Annotated in this window: 13 protein-coding genes; 8 read left to right on the top strand and 5 right to left on the bottom strand. The window is 71.4% G+C overall.

The window, feature by feature from the left end:
* Nucleotides 1–36 precede the first annotated feature (36 nt).
* The 5 genes from ACFYYW_RS39835 to aceB all read right to left on the bottom strand — a co-directional run bounded on the left by ACFYYW_RS39835 (nucleotide 37) and on the right by aceB (nucleotide 6,596).
* Nucleotides 37–780 (bottom strand): IclR family transcriptional regulator, encoded by a 744-nt coding sequence (locus ACFYYW_RS39835; protein WP_387657706.1) that lies wholly within the window; start codon nucleotides 778–780, stop codon nucleotides 37–39.
* Between the two features lie 2 nt (nucleotides 781–782).
* On the bottom strand, nucleotides 783–1,985 hold the full coding sequence (locus ACFYYW_RS39830; protein ID WP_387657703.1) for a (Fe-S)-binding protein: 1,203 nt from the start codon (nucleotides 1,983–1,985) through the stop codon (nucleotides 783–785).
* A 2-nt stretch (nucleotides 1,986–1,987) separates the two neighbouring features.
* A complete protein-coding gene (locus ACFYYW_RS39825) occupies nucleotides 1,988–3,181 on the bottom strand; it encodes an FAD-binding oxidoreductase (RefSeq protein ID WP_387657381.1) in 1,194 nt (397 codons plus the stop codon).
* A 33-nt stretch (nucleotides 3,182–3,214) separates the two neighbouring features.
* Nucleotides 3,215–4,654, bottom strand: coding sequence for an FAD-linked oxidase C-terminal domain-containing protein (locus ACFYYW_RS39820; RefSeq protein WP_387657378.1), 1,440 nt, complete (start codon nucleotides 4,652–4,654; stop codon nucleotides 3,215–3,217).
* 364 nt (nucleotides 4,655–5,018) lie between these two features.
* Nucleotides 5,019–6,596, bottom strand: coding sequence for a malate synthase A (aceB, locus tag ACFYYW_RS39815; RefSeq protein ID WP_352322775.1), 1,578 nt, complete (start codon nucleotides 6,594–6,596; stop codon nucleotides 5,019–5,021).
* 157 nt (nucleotides 6,597–6,753) lie between these two features.
* On the opposite strand from aceB, the gene ACFYYW_RS39810 reads away from it, so the two are divergent.
* From ACFYYW_RS39810 to ACFYYW_RS39775, 8 genes are all read left to right on the top strand, one after another.
* Nucleotides 6,754–7,446: a DUF4097 family beta strand repeat-containing protein gene (locus ACFYYW_RS39810; protein ID WP_387657375.1), complete on the top strand. Its 693-nt coding sequence runs from the start codon at nucleotides 6,754–6,756 to the stop codon at nucleotides 7,444–7,446.
* A gap of 84 nt (nucleotides 7,447–7,530) precedes the next feature.
* Complete coding sequence (gene hflX, locus ACFYYW_RS39805) at nucleotides 7,531–8,943, top strand: GTPase HflX (RefSeq protein WP_352322792.1); 1,413 nt, start codon at nucleotides 7,531–7,533, stop codon at nucleotides 8,941–8,943.
* 427 nt (nucleotides 8,944–9,370) lie between these two features.
* Nucleotides 9,371–10,579 carry an imidazolonepropionase gene (gene hutI / locus ACFYYW_RS39800; RefSeq protein WP_125633626.1) on the top strand — a complete coding sequence of 403 codons (1,209 nt, stop codon included), beginning with the start codon at nucleotides 9,371–9,373 and terminating at the stop codon, nucleotides 10,577–10,579.
* 35 nt (nucleotides 10,580–10,614) lie between these two features.
* Nucleotides 10,615–11,430 (top strand): DegV family protein, encoded by an 816-nt coding sequence (locus tag ACFYYW_RS39795; RefSeq protein ID WP_387657371.1) that lies wholly within the window; start codon nucleotides 10,615–10,617, stop codon nucleotides 11,428–11,430.
* A gap of 497 nt (nucleotides 11,431–11,927) precedes the next feature.
* Nucleotides 11,928–12,569 carry a helix-hairpin-helix domain-containing protein gene (locus tag ACFYYW_RS39790; RefSeq protein ID WP_387657369.1) on the top strand — a complete coding sequence of 214 codons (642 nt, stop codon included), beginning with the start codon at nucleotides 11,928–11,930 and terminating at the stop codon, nucleotides 12,567–12,569.
* Between the two features lies 1 nt (nucleotide 12,570).
* A complete protein-coding gene (locus ACFYYW_RS39785) occupies nucleotides 12,571–15,501 on the top strand; it encodes a ComEC/Rec2 family competence protein (protein ID WP_387657366.1) in 2,931 nt (976 codons plus the stop codon).
* Nucleotides 15,502–16,241: 740 nt separating this feature from the next.
* Nucleotides 16,242–16,787, top strand: coding sequence for an isochorismatase family protein (locus tag ACFYYW_RS39780; RefSeq protein WP_387657364.1), 546 nt, complete (start codon nucleotides 16,242–16,244; stop codon nucleotides 16,785–16,787).
* A gap of 153 nt (nucleotides 16,788–16,940) precedes the next feature.
* Entirely contained in the window at nucleotides 16,941–17,168 is a 228-nt protein-coding gene (locus ACFYYW_RS39775) for an MBL fold metallo-hydrolase (protein WP_387657361.1), read from the top strand.
* Nucleotides 17,169–17,322: the final 154 nt, after the last annotated feature.

Below are 17,322 nucleotides of genomic sequence, written 5' to 3'. Positions count from 1 at the left end.
CGCAACAGAATAGCCGCCGGAGCCGGCCCGCAGGCGCTACTTCGACGAGGCCGGGGCCAGCTCGCGGCCGAAGTCGGCGGCGATCCTCCGCATGCCCTCAGCCAGCTCGTCGCGGTCGAGGGCGTCGATGCGCTCGGCCGGCCCCGACACCGACATCGCGGCCACCACCCGCTCGCCGTCGCGGACGGGCACCGCCAGGCAGTGGACGCCCAGCTCCTCCTCGCCCAGGTCCGTCGCGTAGCCCCGTTCCTTGACCCGGACGAGCTCGGCCAGCATGCCCGCCGCGTCGGTGATCGTGTTGGGGGTGCGCCGCGGCATGCCCGTACGCTCGAACACCGCCATCGCCTCGGCGGCCGCCCGCCCGGCCAGCAGCGCCTTGCCCACGGCCGTGCTGTGCGGCAACACCCGCCTGCCGACCTCGGCGAACATGCGCAGCCTGCGCGGCGAGGGCACCTGCGCCACATAGACGACGAAGTCGCCCTCGAGCACCGCCAGGTTCGCCGTCTCGCCGGACAGCTCCACCATCCGCGTCAGGTACGGCTGCGCCCACCCGCCCACCATGCTCTCCGCGATGCCGCCCAGGCGGACCAGCCCGCCGCCCAGCGCGTACCGGCGGTCGGACTCCTGGCGCACGTAACCGCGGGCGAGCAGCGTCTGCAGCAGCCGGTGGATGGTCCCGTACGGCAGGCCCGTCCGCGCCGCGATCTCCGACAGCCCGGCCTCGCCGCCGTGCTCGGCCAGCGCCTCCAGCACGTCGAGCGCCCGCTCGACCGACTGCACGCTCACAGCGACACCCCGCGCAAGGACGCGTCCAGCACCTCGGCGGTGTGGGCCACCCTGATCTCCTTCCCGGCCCGGCGCATCGCCGCGGCGATCTGCATCGTGCATCCCGGATTGGCCGAGACCAGCAGCTCGGCCCCGGTCGAGGCGACCGCCCCGGCCTTCCGGTCGCCGAGGTCGCGGGCCGCCTCCGGTTGCAGGATGTTGTACGTCCCCGCCGACCCGCAGCAGATCGCCGACTCGGGCACCTCCCGCAGCTCCAGCCCGGGGATGCCGCGCAGCAGCTCGCGCGGCTGCGCCCGGACGCCCTGGGCGTGGGCCAGGTGACAGGCGTCGTGGTAGGCGACGGTGAGCGGCAGCGGATGCCGCCTGGCCGCCGGGCCCAGCTCGGCCAGGAACTCCGACAGGTCCCGCACCCGGAACCCGGGATCGGCGCCGAACAGCTCGCCGTACTCCTTCATGACCGAGCCGCAGCCGGCCGCGTTCACCACGACCGTCTCGACCCCCGCGCGCCGGAACGCCCTGACCGTCCGCCGGGCCAGCCGCCGGGCCTGGTCGGCGCGCCCGGCGTGCACGCTGAGCGCCCCGCAACAGCCCTGCCCGGCCGGGACGAGCACGTCGCAGCCCTCCAGCGCCAGCACCCGCGCGGTGGCCGCGTTCACCTGCGGGAAGAACTCGCCCTGCACGCACCCGGTGAGCATCCCGACCACGGCCCTGCGCCTGCCCCTGGCCCTGACCAGCCGCGGCAGGCGCTGCCGGTGCTCCACGGGCGGCGCCAGCGCGGCCATGGCGCCCAGGCTCGGATGGGCCCGCGTCAGGAACGGCGCCATCCGCCCGGCCAGCCACATCGTCGGCCGCAGCAGCCGCAGCCGGCGCGGGTAGGGGAACAGGCTGAACACGATCTCGCGCACCGCCCGATCCCGCGGCTCGCGCACGTGCGTGCGCTCGACCTCGGCCCGGGTCTGCTCGATCAGCCGGTCGTAGCGCACGCCCGACGGGCACGCCGTGACGCACGCCATGCAGCCCAGGCAGGCGTCGAAGTGCCCGGCCATCTCCGGGGTGACCGGAGTGCCCTCGACGTGCTGCTTCATCAGGTGGATGCGCCCGCGCGGCGAGTCCATCTCCTCGCCCCACAACGCGTACGTCGGGCACGTCGGCAGGCAGAACCCGCAGTGCACGCAGTCGCCGATCAGCTCCGGGTCCATGGTCACAGGCCTCCCGCCAGCCGTCCGGGCGACATCGTGCGCCCGGGGTCGAACCGTTCCTTGACCCGCCGCATCAACGGCAGCGCGCTCACCCGCCCCCACCTGTCGACCCCGGCGTACGGCGCGGCCAGCACGTTCACCCGGCCGCCCGCGGCCTCGACCCGCTCCCGCAGCCCGCTCACCAGGCCCGGCAGCGCGTCCCCGGCGACGGGCGCGCCCGGCTCCAGCAGCACCCGACCGGCCACCACCGACCCGCGCAGCGACAGACCGCACCCGGCCGCCGCTCGCAGCACGGCGCCGGCCGCCGCGGCCGGGAAACGCACCTCGACCAGCACCTCACCCCGTGGGACCACCCCCCACCAGGACGGCGGCTCGCCGGTCACCGCCCCGCCGCCGGCCAGGTCGCGCAGCGCCTCGGCGCGTGCCCGCGCGGCCGTGCCCTCCACCAGCACCGCCAGCGTCACCGGCCCGCCCGGCTCCGGACGGTCCACCTCCACCGCGCTCGGCTCGGCCTGCGCGGCCGCCAGCGCCGCCGCGACGCCCGGCACGTCGTCCGCGGGCATCACGGCGACCACCCAGCGCCGCTCGCCGGGCAGCGGATGCAGCCGGAACGTGGCCTCGGCGATCACCCCGAGGGTGCCGTACGAGCCGGTGAACAGCTTGCCGAGGTCGTAGCCCGCGACGTTCTTGACCACCTTGCCGCCCGACCGGGCGATCGTGCCGTCGGCCAGCACCACCGTGACGCCGATGAGCAGGTCGCGGGCGGTGCCGTAACGGAAGGCGCGCGGGCCGGGCAGTGCGGCGGCGACGGTGCCGCCGACGGTCGCCTCCTCGGCGAACGGCACGTCGAGCGCCAGCTCCTGGCCGCGCGCGGCGAGCGCCGCCGCCAGCGCCGCCGTCCGCACGCCGGCCTGCGCGCGCACCACCAGGTCGCCCGCCGCGTGCTCCAGGACCGCGTCCAGGCGGCCCAGGCCGAGCAGCACGTCGCACCGCTCCGGCGGCGGACCCCAGTGCAGCTTCGTGCCGCCTCCCGCGGGCACCACCGCCAGGCCGGCCGCGGCGCACGCGCGCAGCACGGCGGCGACCTGCTCGACGGTCTCCGGCAGCGCCACCCACCGGGCACCCCACCGGTGCGCCGGGTCTTCGGGCCCGGCCGCCCTGACCGTCACGCCGGCGCCCGAGAACGGATCCGCCATCAGAACTGCTCCGCCATCAGAACTGCTCCGCCATCAGAACTGCTCCGCCTCACCCGACTCGACCAGCGGGTGCGCGCCCTTGCGCACACCCGGCACCTCGCCGCACAACCGCGGCGTGGGGAACACCTTGCCCGGGTTGGACAGGCCGCCCGGGTCGAACGCGCACCGGACGAGCTGCATGGTGTCCAGATCGGCGCCGGTGAACATCTTCGGCATGTAGCGGGCCTTGTCCACCCCGACGCCGTGCTCGCCGGTGATCGAGCCGCCGTGCTGGACGCACAGGTCGAGGATCGCGCCCGAGACCGCCTCGGCCCGCTCGCCCGCGCCCGGCTCGGCGTCGTCGAACAGCACCAGCGGGTGCAGGTTGCCGTCGCCGGCGTGGAAGACGTTGGCCACCCTGATGCCGTGCTCGCGCGAGAGCCGGTCGATGGCCGCCAGCACGCCGGGCAGCGACGTGCGCGGCACGACGCCGTCCTGGACGATGTAGGCCGGGCTGATCCGGCCGACCGCCGCGAAAGCCGACTTGCGCCCCTTCCAGATGGCCGCGCGCTCCTCGGGACCGGCCGCCACGCGCAGCTCGAACGCGTCCGAGCAGATCTCCGTCAGCCGCGCGAACTCCCGCTCGACCGACTCGCGCGGCCCGTCCAGCTCCACGATCAGCACCGCGCCCGCTCCCCGCGGGTAGGAGCAGGCGACCGCCGCCTCGGCGGCCTCGATGGCCAGGGCGTCCATCATCTCGATCGCGGCCGGCACGATGCCCGCCCCGATGATCGCCGACACCGCCCGGCCGCCCTGCTCGATGTCCTCGAACGCGGCCAGCACCGTGGTCACCGCCTCCGGCGCCCGGCTCAGCCGCACGGTGATCTTGGTGGCGACGCCCAGTGTGCCCTCCGAGCCGACGAACGCGCCGAGCAGGTCGTAGCCCGGGTCCATGCGGTCGAGGACGACCAGGTCGCCGTCGGGGGTGACGATCTCGCACGCCTCGACGTGGTTGACGGTGAAGCCGTACTTGAGGCAGTGGGCGCCGCCGGAGTTCTCCGCCACGTTGCCGCCGATCGAGCAGACCTGCTGGCTGGAGGGGTCGGGGGCGTAGTAGTAGCCCGCGCCGCGCACGGCCTCGGTGATCGCCAGGTTCGTCACGCCCGGCTCGACCACGGCCCTGCGGTTGGGCAGGTCGATCTCCAGGATCCGGCGCATCTTCGAGGTGACGATGAGCACGCCGTCCTCGCGGGGGAGCGCGCCGCCGGACAGGCCCGTGCCCGACCCCCTGGCCACGAACGGCACCCCGAAGTCGTTGCACGTCCGGACCACCCCGGCGACCTGCTCGGCCGTCGCGGGCAGCACGACCACGCCCGGCGTCGCCCGGTGGCTGGTCAGCCCGTCGCACTCGTAGGTGCGCAGGCGCACCGGATCGGTGATCACCGAGTCGGGAGGCAGCAGCGAGCGCAGCGCCGCCGTCAGCGTGTCGAGCACCAGTCACTCTCCAGATCCGTCACCTCTAGTGTGCGACTGTTTCCACCGGTCTGGCCAGTTTTCGGAGGCGGTTTGGGTGGGTTTCGGGGGGCCGCTTATGTCCGACGCTGGCCGGCCGCTTGTGCCCGGCGCTGGCCGGCCGCTTGTGCCCGGCGCTGGCCGGCCGCTTGTGCCCGGCGCTGGCCGGCCACTGGCGGGCCGCTTGTACCCGGCCCTGGCGGGCCGCTTGTGTCCGGCCCTGGGTTCCGCTTGTGCCCGACCCTGGGTTCTGCTTATGTCCGGCCCTGGGTTCCGCTTATGTCCGGCCCTGGGTTCCGCTTATGTCCGGCGCTGGCGCGCCGGACATAAGCGGAAATTTCAACATCTACGGCATTTGGGCGTACGCCGGCAGCGTCAGGAACTCGGCGAAGTCGTCGTCCAGCGCCACCTCCTTGAACAGCGCGGTCGCCTGCCCGAACAGCCGCTCGTCGTAGCCGGGCTCGGCCGAGATCCGGGCCAGCTCCTCGGCGATGATCCGCTCGACCAGCTCCTTGGTCACCTGCTCACCGGTGTCGGCCAGCGTGATGTCGTTGTGGATCCACTGCCAGATCTGCGAACGGGAGATCTCGGCCGTCGCGGCGTCCTCCATGAGGTTGTGGATCGCGACCGCGCCCAGCCCGCCCATCCAGGCGGCCAGGTAGCGCAGGGCCACGTCGACGTTGTTGCGCAGGCCCGTCTCGGTGATCTCACCGGGCGTCTCGGAGACCGACAGCAGGTCGGCGGCCGAGACGCGGACGTCCTCACGCAGCCGGTCGAGCTGGTTGGGCCGCGCCCCCAGGACGCCGTCGAACACCTCCCGGCACACCGGCACGAGGTCGGGATGGGCCACCCACGAGCCGTCGAACCCGTCGCCCGACTCGCGCGTCTTGTCGGCCCGCACCTTCTCCAGCGCCACCGCGTTGACCTCGGGGTCGCGCCGGGAGGGGATGAACGCCGCCATCCCGCCGATGGCGTGCGCGCCGCGCTTGTGGCACGTACGCACCAGCAGCTCGGTGTAGGCCCGCATGAACGGCGCGGTCATCGTCACCGCGTTCCGCTCGGGCAGCAGGAACTCCCGCCCCCGCGTGCGGAACTTCTTGATCACGCTGAACAGGTAGTCCCAGCGGCCCGCGTTGAGCCCGGCCGAGTGGTCGCGCAGCTCGTAGAGGATCTCCTCCATCTCGAACGCCGCCGGATAGGTCTCGATGAGCACGGTCGCCCTGATGGTCCCGTACGGGATGCCCAGCAGCTCCTGGGCCCGGGTGAACACGTCGTTCCAGAGCCGCGCCTCCAGGTGCGACTCCATCTTCGGCAGGTAGAAGTAGGGCCCCTTGCCCTTGTCGAGCTGACGCTGGGCGCAGTGGAAGAAGTAGAGCCCGAAGTCGAACAGCGACGCCGACACCGGCCGCCCGTCCACCTGGGCGTGCTTCTCGTCCAGGTGCCAGCCGCGCGGGCGCACCACGATCGTGGCCAGCTCGTCGTCGGGCCGCAGCGCGTACGTCTTGCCGCCGGTCTCGAAGTCGATCGCCCGGTCGAGCGCCTCGCGCAGGTTGAGCTGCCCGGACACGCAGTTCTCCCACAGGGGCGAGTTGGCGTCCTCGAAGTCGGCCAGCCACACCTTGGCGCCGGAGTTGAGCGCGTTGATGGTCATCTTCCTGTCGACCGGCCCGGTGATCTCGACACGGCGGTCCTCCAGGCCCGGGGCCGGCGGCGCGACCTGCCAGTCGCCCTCCCTGACCTCCTTGGTCTCCGGCAGGAAGTCGAGCGTCCCGCCGGCCGACAGCTCCGCCTGACGGGCCTGGCGGGCTTCGAGCAGCTCCAGCCGCCTGGCGCCGAACTCCCGCTGGAGAGCGGCCACGAAGCCGAGCGCCTCCGGCGTGAGGATCTCGTCGAACCGTTCGAGCATCGGGCCGGTGATCTCCATGTCCCCCTCTTTTCCGTAGAGTGGAAAACTTATTCTGGATTGTGGAAGTGAAGCTACTCCGCCCGGGGTTCCCCGGTCAAAGGCTGGGGTACCCCTGGGTCGTCTTCGGGGGCATCCCCGATGCGCAGGGCGTCATGCCCGCGAAAGGATCGGGGGCATGAAGACGATTGCTGTGGCGGGCGGGCTGCTGGCCGCCGCGCTGGTGCTGACGGGTTGCCGGATCGAGAGCTTCGGCGGTTCCACGAACCAGGACACCGTGTCCTACCAGGTGACGGACAAGGTTTCCAAGCTGCAGGTCAAGAGTGACGCCGGCGACACGGTGATCACCGAGACCGACGGCACCGCCGTCCGGGTGGTCGAGACGTTGCGCTGGCGGGGCGACGACAAGCCCAAGCCGCAGCACAAGGTCGAGGGCCAGGCGCTTTTCGTGACGTACGACTGCCCGTCCAACTGGGGGAGCTGCAGCGTCGACTACAAGATCGAGGTGCCCAGGGGGCTGGCCGTCGACCTCGACAGCGACTCGGGTGACATCACCCTGCGGGCGCTGAGCGGTGAGCTCGACGCCAAGCTCGACTCCGGCGACCTCGAAGGCTCCGGCATGACCGGCAAGAAGGTGCACGTCCAGGCCGACTCGGGCAACGTCGAGCTCAAGTACGCCACCGCGCCGGACAACGCGGAGCTGCGGGCCGACTCGGGCGACGTCGTCCTCAGGGTGCCCATGGGGTCCTACGACGTGAAGACCGACGTGGACTCCGGCGACGCCAACGTCTCGATCAAGTCCGACCCGAGCTCCCCCCGCAAGATCTCGCTGACGGCCAGTTCCGGCGACGTCACGCTCTCGGCGGGATAACCAGGTGATGACGCCGGGGATGTCGTGCCACCATCGTGGGAAGACACCGAGGTGTCCAGACGTTCCCTCATAGAGATGACACGAATGCACGAATACACCGCGCTCGACGAGTTCGAGACCGGCGACATGGACCTCGAGGAGCGCCAGGCGCTGCGCCGCGTGGCGGGCCTCTCCACCGAACTCCAGGATGTCTCCGAGGTCGAGTACCGGCAGCTGCGGCTCGAGCGGGTCGTCCTCGTCGGCGTCTGGACCTCCGGAACCGCCGAAGACGCCGAGAACTCCCTGCTGGAGCTCAAGCTCCTGGCCGAGACGGCCGGGTCCGAGGTGCTCGAAGGGCTCATCCAGCGGCGCCAGAAGCCCGACCCGGCCACCTACATCGGCTCGGGCAAGGCCCTGGAGCTGCGCGACGTGGTCGAGTCGACCGGCGCCGACACCGTGATCTGCGACGGCGAGCTGACCCCCGGCCAGCTCCGCCAGCTGGAGGAGACGGTCAAGGTCAAGGTCATCGACCGTACGGCGCTGATCCTCGACATCTTCGCCCAGCACGCCAAGAGCCGCGAGGGCAAGGCCCAGGTCGAGCTGGCGCAGCTGCAGTACCTGCTGCCGCGCCTGCGCGGCTGGGGTGGCAACCTGTCCCGCCAGGTCGGCGGTCGCGCCGCGGGCGGCGTGGGCATCGGCGGCCGCGGCCCCGGTGAGACCAAGATCGAGCTTGACCGGCGCCGCATCCGCGACCGCATGTCCAAGCTGCGCCGCCAGATCAGCGGCATGTCCACCTCGCGCGAGACCATGCGCCACCGGCGCCAGCGGCGCGAGGTCCCGGCCGTGGCCATCGCGGGCTACACCAACGCGGGCAAGTCCTCGCTGCTCAACCGCATCACCGGTGCGGGCGTGCTGGTCGAGGACGCGTTGTTCGCCACGCTCGACCCGACCGTGCGCCGCGCCCGCACGCCGGAGGGCCGGCTGTTCACGATCGCCGACACCGTCGGCTTCGTGCGCCACCTGCCCCACCAGCTCGTCGAGGCGTTCCGGTCCACGCTGGAGGAGGTCGCCGACGCCGACCTGATCCTGCACGTCGTCGACGGCTCGCACCCCGACCCCGAGGGGCAGCTCGCGGCCGTCCGCGAGGTGTTCGCCGACATCGAGGGCGCCTCCGAGGTGCCCGAGGTCGTGGTGATCAACAAGGCCGACGCGGCCGACCAGGAGGTGCTCGACCGCATCGCCAGGCGCGAGCGCGACAGCATCGTGGTCTCCGCCCGCACCGGCAAGGGCGTCCCCGAGCTCATGCGGCTCATCGAGGAGCGGCTGCCGCGCCTCGACCACGAGGTCCACCTGCTGGTGCCCTACGACCGGGGCGACCTGGTCTCGCGGGCCCACAAGGAGGGCGAGGTGCTCTCCGTGGAACACGTCCAGGACGGCACCGTCCTGCACGCCCGCGTGTTGCCGAGCCTGTTCCAGGAACTGGAGCGGGTGGGCAAGCCGGTCGAACGCGTCTCTTAGCGGGACGGCTGGGCAGCTCTCGCTCAAAGTAGCGCAGAGCTGCCCAAATAGTGCAGTGGTCCCGGAACCCTGGGGTTGCTAGGATGGCCAGACCTAACGTTGGTCTGGTTTTTTGGTTTCGGTTCTGGGTTTCGGATGATGACGTTGAGTGCGGCAGTCGTCAGCGGGGGCCAGGGGGGCAAGGCGTGGCCGGGTGACGGATGGGATGAGTGGTCTTTCTTCCGAATAACCCTGTACACCAAGCCCGGCTGTGAAATAACGTAACTGAACTGAAATCGCCGGGTCATGTCTCCGGCGATACGGTCACCGCACAACATCACGCGGATGAGAGCAGGAGACCCCCCATGTCGTCCGGACCCGGAGCGGACTCAGTGGGCGCGGCACAGGCCGTGCGCTGGGTGTTGCGCCTGCAGGGGGCGGTGGTGCGATGACCGTTCGGCTCTTGACCAACATCGGCCGCCTGTGGACGGGTAACGAGGTCCTCAGCAACGCGGCCATCCTCGTGCACAACGACCGCATCGCCTGGGTCGGGCGGGCGCCCGACCTCCCGCAGAGCGTGCCCGGCGTCGTCGATGACATCGTCGACGTCGACCACGTGGAGAACCTCGGCGGCGCGCTCGTCACGCCCGGCCTCATCGACGCCCACACGCATCCGGTCTACGCCGGCAACCGCTACGCCGAGCTGGCCATCCGCACCGGCGGCTCCAGCGCGGCCTCGATCACCGCGGCGGGCGGCGGCGTCGGCTCCACCGTCACCGTGACGCGCGGCACCGACCCCTGGACGTTGTGCAACGGCGTGCGCGAACGGCTGCGGAGCTGGCTGCTCAGCGGCACCACCACCGTCGAGGCCAAGACCGGCTACCACCTCACCCGCGACGGCGAGCTGGCCGACGTGCGGCTCCTGCGCGAGCTGGAGAAGGAGCCGATGATGCCGCGGGTGCACGTCACCTTCCTCGCGGCGCACGTCGTGCCTCCCGAGTACTTCGGCCGTCAGCGCGAATACGTCGAGGCCGTGGGCGCCTGGTGCGCCGACGCGGCGGCGGCCGGCGCCGACAGCGTCGACGTGTACTGCGACGAGGGCCACTTCACCACCGAGGAGTCCCGCTGGGTCCTCGCCTCGGGCCGTAACGTGGGGCTGCTCCCGCGCATCCACGCCGGCCTGTTCAGCCGTCGCGGCGCGGTGCAGTTGGCAGCCGAGCTCGGCTGCGCATCCGCCGACGGCCTGCACCACATGTCCGACGAGGACATCGCGATCATGTCCCGCTACGGCGTGCCCGCGGTGGTCTGCCCCGCCACGGCGCTGCAGCGCGGCCACGTGCCGCCGGTCCGCCAGATGATCAAGCACGGCGTGCAGATCGCCCTCGGCAGCGACCACAACCCCGGCTACTGCGGCATCACCTCGATGTCGCTGGTCATCGCCATGGCGGTGTCGGCGTTCGGCATGAGCGTCAACGACGCGCTGCGCGCGGCCACGCTGGGCGGCGCGACCGTCCTCGGGGCGCCCGACCGCGGGGTGCTGGCTCCCGGCCGGCTGGCCGACATCGTCCAGTGGGACGCCGACCACGAGGGCGCCTTCGCCTGGTCCTTCGGCCTCAAGCCGCGCCGGGTCTGGCGGGGCGGCACGCCGGTCCAGTAACCCCGGACCCGGGAGCGGGTGGCTAATCTCGGGATATGCCGCCCTCTGTCGCCGTTGTCACCGATTCCACCGCTTACCTGCCCGACGTGCCCGGTGTGACAGTGGTGCCGGTACAAGTGGTCGCCCGCGGCATCCCACGCGACGAGGAGACCTTCACCGGCGACCTGGCCACCGCCACCACCTCGCGTCCGTCGCCCGCGCGCTTCGCGACCTGCTACGACGAACTGGCCGCCGCCGGCGCCACCGGCGTGGTCTCCATCCACCTGTCCGGCGAACTGTCCGGCACCGTCGAGTCCGCCCTCGCGGCGGCCAAGGACGCGCCGGTGCCGGTGGAGGTGATCGACAGCCGGTCCATCGCGATGGGCCTGGGCTATCCCGTGCTGGCGGCCGCGCGCTCGGCCGCCGCCGGCGCCTCCCTGACCGACGTGGCCGACGCCGCCCGCCGCACCGCCGCCGTCACCCGGACCTTCTTCTACGTGGACACCCTGGAGTACCTGCGCCGGAGCGGCCGCATCGGCGCCGCCACGTCGTTGTTCGGCTCGGCCCTCATGATCAAACCACTGCTGCACATCGTGGACGGGCGCATCTCTCTGCTGGAGAAGGTACGGACGTCGGGGCGGGCGATCGCGCGGCTGGAGGACCTGGCGGTGAAGGCGGCCGTGGAGCTGGGCGGGGCCGGGGTGGCGGTGCAGCACATGGGGGCCCGGGGGCGGGCCGAGGCGTTGGGGGAGCGGTTGTCCAAGCGGGTGGCGGGGGCTTGTGAGGTGCGGGTGGTGGAGGTGGGGGCGGTGATCGGGGCTCATGTGGGGCCGGGGATGCTGGGGGTGACGGTCACGGCGTACGAGGGGTGACCGGCTTCTCTTCTCTGTTTCTGTGAGGGCCTTCCTCCGGGTCGGTGCTGTGTTTTCCACAGTCGTCTCGTCTCTTGGCCTCGCTGTCCCCAGAACTCGGTTCGGTGGCTTGGGGGCCGCGTGGCATCCCTAAGTTCGTCGGCGTGCGATCTCAGGACCCGACGGCAGAGCGGACCATAGCCGAATCCAGGCTCCGGTCGATCACGAGCCCTGCCCGCCGGCCGCGTCCGGGACGACGCAACAGACATCCGTACGGCGACGAGGCCCACAACCTCCCGACCTCCCGGCTCAGCGCCGCCCCGCCATCTCCCGCGGCTACTCCTTCTGCGTCCGCTTCTTCCGTGCCCGAACGGTGGGATGGGCGTGGGGTTGCGCCTTCCTCCGAGCCGGGGAGTGACGGCGGGGGTGAGCTTGCGTCCGAGCTGTGGAGTGAGCCCCAGGCTGCCACAGGGGCGCCCCCGCACATCCCTCGGCGGCTCACCGGCAGCCCCGCCCCCATGCCCCCGACCTTCCAAGCGTTCCGCGACGCCATCACCTCGGCCCAGCCTTCCACCGCCATCGACCTCAGCAAGCCTGGCCTGCGCGTTCTCGTCGCCGTCGGTGCCCTGGCCGTCGCGGTCGCCGTCTTCTTCGTCTGGCGCTCCCAGCCCACGCCGGAGCCCCTCCCGCCGCCACCTGCGACCACCCTTCCATCCCCGTCACCCACCGCCGCGAAGGTGACCGTCCAGGTGGCGGGCAAGGTCCGCAACCCCGGCGTCTACCTGCTTCCTCAAGGCTCCCGCGTGACGGACGCGGTGACGGCGGCGGGCGGGCTCAAACACGGCGCCTCCACGGGCCCCCTCAACCTGGCCCGACGTCTGATCGACGGAGAGCAGATCATGGTCGGTGCGCCGTCTGCGGTCGTCGCCGCCGTACCTCCCGGATATCCCGGTGCGGACCCCGCCGCAGCCATCCTCGACCTCAACGCCGCCACCCCCGACCAACTCGAAGAACTCCCGGGAGTGGGAGAGGTGCTGGCCGCCAGGATCGCCGAGTTCCGCACCGCCCACGGCGGCTTCACCAGCGTGGACCAGCTCCGCGAGGTGAGCGGCATCGGCCCGAGAAAGTACGAGGAAATCAAGCCGAAGGTCCGCGTCTGACATGCCGCCCTTCGACGCCCCCTCGAACCCCGGCCCTTCTGCAATCCCCATGCGCCCGGCCACCACCGACCGTCTGCGTCCCGTCACCACCGACCGTCTGCGTCCCGTCACCACCGGTCCTCTGCGCCTTGCCAGCGCCGACGACGGCGAGCACAAGCGCTCGTGGACGCTCGTCCTCCCGTCGCTGTCTGCCTGGGCCAGCGCCCTGATCATGCTCGGCCGATCACCCGTCGTGGGCATGACGACAGCCGCCATCACCGCCCTGGCCGCAGGCGTCCTGACCTGGCGCACCCGCCCGCCGTTCCCCCGCTCGTCCCTCATCTGTTCGCTGATCAGTCGGTTCCTGCCGGCCTCGTTCGGATCTGTCTCCTCTCAGCCGCTCCTGCCGTTCAGCCGCCACCGGTCGCTACGTCCGTCGCCCTCTCCCTCAGGACGGATCCCTTCCGGTCAGCCTTCGCCCTTCTCGGGGGCTTGGCGGAACGTGGTGCTCGCGACACTCATCTGCGCCGCGGCGGCCTCGGCGTCCGTCGCCTTCCGCGTCCAGGCGCTGACCACCGGCCCGGTGGCCGAACTCGCCGCCAGGAACGCGACTGTGACCGCCCAGATCGTCCTCTCCGACGACCCGAAGCGCAGGCCACGCAGAAGCGGCCACTTCAACCGGGACAGCTACGTGATCCCGGCCACCCTCAAGATCATCGAGTCGGCTGCGCGGCAGACGGGCAGATCCACTACCGGTCGATCCGAAGGGGGCCGTCCTGGCGTCCCTGGAAGCAGTGACGGAGGTAGGGCGCAGGCATCCCCGCCACCGGAACGCCAAGCGGTCGATGTCCCCATCACGGTGTTCGCCGGCGGCAACGCCTGGAGCACCCTGCTGCCGAGCCAACGGCTGCAGGTCACCGGCCGCTTGGCGCAACCGACGCCTGGCGACCTGGTGGCGGCCGTCCTCCTGGTACGAGGCGAGCCCCGCATCCTGACGCCGCCCTCGTCCATGCAGACCATGGCGGGCACCCTCAGAACCGGCCTCCGGACAGCCGCCGACCCCCTTCCGCCCGACCAGCGCGGCCTCCTGCCCGGCCTGGTCGTCGGAGACGTCTCCCGCATCGCCCCTCAGGTGGCCGCCGACCTCAAAGAAGCGGGCCTGAGCCACCTGAACGCCGTAAGCGGCGCAAACCTCGCCATCGTCGCAGGCGCCGCCCTGGCCCTCTCCCGCCTGGTCGGCCTCTCCCTGCCCCTGAGAGCCGTTTTCGCGGCTGTCGCGATGCTCGCGTTCACCGTGGTGGCCCGGCCGTCCCCGAGCGTTCTGCGTGCCCTGCTGATGGGCCTGGCCGCCGCCCTCGCCTTGGGTACCGGGCGAGCGAAGGACGGCCTCGCCGCTCTCTCGGCAACCGTCCTCCTGCTGGTCCTGTTCGCGCCGGAACTGGCGCGTTCGTACGGCTTCGCCCTCTCGGTCGCGGCCACCGCCGGCATCCTCCTCCTCGCACCACGCTGGCGCGACAAACTCTCCACTCCACGGCCGACGGCGAGTGGCGACCGGGACACCACCAAAGCGTCCACGCCGACAGATCGGAATGCGGAAAAGAGGAGGAAACGCGGCAGTGTATATGGGCATGCGGCGAAGGCAGACGAAGAGGCCGGTGACAGCCGCGCGACCTCGCCCCCCGACGTCGCGGCCGCCGGTCGAGGAGGTGCCGTCGCAAGGATGTGCCGCTTGCCGAGATGGCTGGCGGAGGCGCTGGCCGTGTCGGCTGCCGCGCAAGCGGCCGTGACGCCCGTCCTGGTGCTGATGTCGGGTCAGTTGACGCTGGTGGCGGTGCCCGCCAACCTGCTCGTGGCCCCTGCCGTGGCTCCCGCGACCCTGCTCGGTTTCGCTGCCGCCCTGGTGGCCCCGATCTGGCCGGACGCCGCCGGCATGCTGGTCATCCCGGCCGGATACGCGGTGGGCTGGATCGTCACCGTGGCTCGCTGGGCAGTGAACGTCCCTCTCGCCACCCTGCCGTGGCCGGGCGGCCTCCCCGGCCTGGGGCTCCTCGCGCTCGCCGTGGCCGTCGCGATCCCGGTGCTCAGGCACCCTCGCTGGCGGACGATGGCGCTGCTGACCGCAGGGGCCGCTCTGGTCGCCGTACTGGTGATCCGTCCGCTGACGGGGCCTTGGCCGCCCAAGGGCTGGCTGATGGTGATGTGCGACGTCGGGCAGGGCGACGGGCTGGTGGTGGCGGCCGGACCTGGACGAGGCGTGGTCGTGGACACCGGCCCCGACCCGGTCGTCATGGATCGATGCCTGCGCAGGCTCGGAGTCGAGGACGTTCCCCTGCTCGTCCTGACCCATCCGCACGCCGACCACGTCGACGGCCTGCCAGGCGTGCTCAGGAACCGACGTGTGGGAGCCGTGATCGTCACCCCTCGGCCGACGGCGGTGCAGTCCAGCGCGCGGATCTCGGCCGTACTGGCTCGACACCGGGTTCCGGAAGCGAACGCTGAACCTGGCACGCGATGGCGGTTCGGCCCGTCTGAGCTCACCGTCGTCGCCCCCGACCCGGCGGCGGGCGGGAGGAGCGGCCAAGGCGAAGGCAGCGTGATCAACAATTCCAGCGTCGTCATCCACGTACGCTGGCGCGCGGGTTCCGCCCTGCTGGCCGGAGACCTGGAGACCGAGGCGCAAGACGACCTCGCGCGCCACCTCGCCCTGCGTGCCGACATCCTCAAGACCCCGCACCACGGCTCGAATCGCCAGTCCCCGGCGTTCCTCGGCTCGCTGGGTGCACGGGCCGCCCTGATCAGCGTGGGCACCGGCAACGACTACGGCCACCCCGCCACATCGACCCTCGCCCTCCTCCACCGTCTCGGCGCCGCCATCTACCGCACCGATCGATCGGGTGACCTGGCAGTCGTCGACCACAAAGGCAGTCTGGCCGTGGTCCCCCGTGGCCCGTGAGTCATCCGACACCGACCGATCGGGCTCCACATGCATTGACGCGGAAGGGGAGCAAAGGGACTGGCACCGGTGCGTCACCTGAACGGATCCAGAAACTGGCCGCAGGGCCGTGGTCAAGGTTATGAGCGGGTCGCGGGCTGGTGACCTCTCACGCCTATTGGCGAGCCGATCTTCCGGCCGGGCATGTCGGCGGGTGCGTGGGGTGGTGGCTGCTTCCGCCTGATGGCCAGCCGATCTCCGGGACTGAGATGTCGGTGCGTTGTCGGGTGGGGTCTCTTCGCGCCCGACCCCGTAGCTCCGCCGTCTGGTTGATGCGGCGTTTCTGTCGGGAGATTGGCTTGACGGCGGGCGTGAAGAGTCACCCCCCGGCCCGCTTCACAACCTCTTGGCAGTGCTGAGCTGTTCGTAGAGCTCTGGGCAGGCGCGACCGTCGACCGTCGCAGAGAAGCGGGGTGCTTTGCGGCGGCTGCCTTCGGGGTGGCCGGCCCCTGGCTTTCGGAAGGCCGTGGCCTCGGCATTGGAGAGGCCACGGTCACTGAAGGTGGAGGTAGGCGGCGGCGATGGCTGCTCGGGTCGTGGAGCCGTTCGAGGGCGCCCGGATGGGGCCGAGGTGTTCGGTCAGGAGGCGCGAGTCGGCCCGCTGGGCCGGAAGTCGGGGTCAGAATCGCTTGCCATCGTTCACATGCGGCATGCTACTGTCCTCTTATCATTCAGCTTATGAACGATTTTGGGAGAGAATAATGATCGATCACAGCACCGTGCAGATCGTCTTCGCCGACCTGCAGGACAGCATCGTGGCTCTGAGTGGCACGAACAGCCCCGACGTCATCAGGCGGTCGGCCGGTGTGCTCGCCACCGTCGCGCAGGTGCTGGACATCCCCTTCACCGTGTCGGTCGCCCCGAGGCCTGGCGGGCCCGGTGTCATCGCCGAACTTCCCGAGACGTCCCCGTTCGTGCGCGGCGGACCGTGCTGCTGGGACGACCGGGCATGGCGTGAGGCGATCGCCGCCGTAGACCGCAAGACGCTGGTCGTGTGCGGCGTGACCTCGGAGATCGTCGTCCTGCACACCGCGCTCGACGCCCTGGCCGACGGCTATGACGTGATCGTGCTGGTCGACGCGAGCGGCGGTATGTCGGAGCGCACGGAGAACGCGGCCTTCCGCCAGATCGAAGCGGCGGGCGGCACGGTGACGTCCGTGGCGAGCTTCGTCACCAGCATGGTGCGCGACTTCACCACCCCCGTCGGCCGCGACGTCATCACTGCGCTGCACGGCCTGGCGGGCTAGCGCTCACGGCCGCGGCGCTCGTGCTGGGCCCGCGGCCTTACGCGCTGGGTCCGCGGCGCTCGCGCTGAGGCCGTGGCCCCTCGCTCTCAGCTCGTGGCCTTGGCGTTCAGATTCCGTTCTCCGTCCTCCGTCGGCACCTCCGGAAGAAGTCCCATGAAACTGGCGCCCCATCTGCGCCGCCTCGGCAACGACCTCGTGGCCTGTTACCTCGTCGACACCGCCGAGGGCATCACGCTCATCGACGCCGGGCTGCCCGGCCACTGGCGGGACCTGCAGCGTGAACTCCGCTCCTTCGGCAAGTCCGTGGACGACGTCCGCGGCCTCGTCCTGACCCACGGCGACTCCGACCACCTCGGTTTCGCCGAACGCCTTTGCAGCTAGGGACTGTACGGAGTTGAGATCAGAGGGATTGCCTGCGGTATGGCCGGTCGCCCTGGTAGGCCATCGAACATGGCGCGTGGAGACCTCACCGACGAAGAATGGTCCTTGATCGAGCCTCACTTACCTCTGGGTGAGCGGGGTCCCATCCCGGATC

It is taken from the genome of Nonomuraea sp. NPDC001831 (genome assembly GCF_042892035.1).
Taxonomy (GTDB): Bacteria; Actinomycetota; Actinomycetes; order Streptosporangiales; family Streptosporangiaceae; genus Nonomuraea.
Note: the sequence above shows the minus strand (reverse complement) of the source record. Positions and strands in the feature narration are given on the sequence as shown.

What these genes read in the sequence shown, in the direction of transcription:
- ACFYYW_RS39810 (WP_387657375.1), top strand. Translation starts at nt 6,754, where the DNA reads ATGAAGACGATTGCTGTGGCGGGCGGGCTGCTGGCCGCCGCGCTGGTG.
- ACFYYW_RS39795 (WP_387657371.1), top strand. Translation starts at nt 10,615, where the DNA reads ATGCCGCCCTCTGTCGCCGTTGTCACCGATTCCACCGCTTACCTGCCC.
- hutI (WP_125633626.1), top strand. Translation starts at nt 9,371, where the DNA reads ATGACCGTTCGGCTCTTGACCAACATCGGCCGCCTGTGGACGGGTAAC.
- ACFYYW_RS39825 (WP_387657381.1), bottom strand. Translation starts at nt 3,181, where the DNA reads ATGGCGGATCCGTTCTCGGGCGCCGGCGTGACGGTCAGGGCGGCCGGG.
- ACFYYW_RS39790 (WP_387657369.1), top strand. Translation starts at nt 11,928, where the DNA reads ATGCCCCCGACCTTCCAAGCGTTCCGCGACGCCATCACCTCGGCCCAG.
- ACFYYW_RS39775 (WP_387657361.1), top strand. Translation starts at nt 16,941, where the DNA reads ATGAAACTGGCGCCCCATCTGCGCCGCCTCGGCAACGACCTCGTGGCC.
- hflX (WP_352322792.1), top strand. Translation starts at nt 7,531, where the DNA reads ATGCACGAATACACCGCGCTCGACGAGTTCGAGACCGGCGACATGGAC.
- ACFYYW_RS39780 (WP_387657364.1), top strand. Translation starts at nt 16,242, where the DNA reads ATGATCGATCACAGCACCGTGCAGATCGTCTTCGCCGACCTGCAGGAC.
- ACFYYW_RS39830 (WP_387657703.1), bottom strand. Translation starts at nt 1,985, where the DNA reads ATGGACCCGGAGCTGATCGGCGACTGCGTGCACTGCGGGTTCTGCCTG.
- ACFYYW_RS39785 (WP_387657366.1), top strand. Translation starts at nt 12,571, where the DNA reads ATGCCGCCCTTCGACGCCCCCTCGAACCCCGGCCCTTCTGCAATCCCC.
- aceB (WP_352322775.1), bottom strand. Translation starts at nt 6,596, where the DNA reads ATGGAGATCACCGGCCCGATGCTCGAACGGTTCGACGAGATCCTCACG.